Here is a 725-nt window from a genome sequence, read left to right as displayed (position 1 = left end):
GAACGTTAGCTGTAATACTACCACAAAAAAACTGTAAAAGATGAATTATTGGAAAGAAGATTCAATTTTAAACAATTATACCGAAGAAACAAAACCTACAGAAATTTTTAAAGAAGTTTGCGATTCATTAGGCAATTTTTACTCTCAGAAAGGATGGAAATATTCTAGAAGTAGACCTAAAATTAAATTTGAAAAGGATGACTTAATTCTTGAAATAAATTTTTGGAGTTCGCATAGTAATATGGCTGGCTCATATGTTCAATTAGAAATCCTTCCTTATGTAAGTTCAAAAAAACTAAAAAAATGGATTAAGGAAACGGAAATTGGACGAAACGATTCAATTTTTGGACCAACAAAATATTCATTTAGAAATAATAATGTTTATGGAATTACAGAAGATAGTTTTACAATTCTTACTGAAAAAATAGACAATTACATTGCTTCAAAATTGAACATATGTGATAACGACGCATTTGTTGAAAGGATGTTTGAAGATTTGAATGAGAGTATAGTTGACAATTTCGCTTGTTATCTTGCAATGAAAAATGATAAAAGAATGCTAAATGTAATCGAGTTTGATAATGGCCTAAAAATTGACAGTGAAATAAGTTCCAAACTAAAAAAGTACTACAGCTAACACACGCTACAAGCAATTTGGGTATTAGGCTTGATTTGAAATTGGTTTTGTATTTGGATGATTTGGCAAATCCGAATAATGGGCTTAA

1 protein-coding gene is annotated in these 725 nt (G+C 29.1%); it reads left to right on the top strand.

Annotation, left to right across the window (positions count from 1 at the left end):
• Nucleotides 1–40 precede the first annotated feature (40 nt).
• On the top strand, nt 41–637 hold the full coding sequence (locus FLB_RS12550; RefSeq protein WP_064716303.1) for a hypothetical protein: 597 nt from the start codon (nt 41–43) through the stop codon (nt 635–637).
• Nucleotides 638–725 lie beyond the last annotated feature (88 nt).

This window comes from Flavobacterium succinicans (genome assembly GCF_001662485.1).
GTDB classification, from domain to species: Bacteria; Bacteroidota; Bacteroidia; order Flavobacteriales; family Flavobacteriaceae; genus Flavobacterium; species Flavobacterium succinicans_A.
The sequence above is the reverse complement of the archived record's forward strand: the minus strand, read 5'-3'. Positions and strand labels throughout refer to the sequence as shown.

Coding starts and splice junctions, on each gene's coding strand:
- FLB_RS12550 (WP_064716303.1), top strand. CDS start 41: ATGAATTATTGGAAAGAAGATTCAATTTTAAACAATTATACCGAAGAA.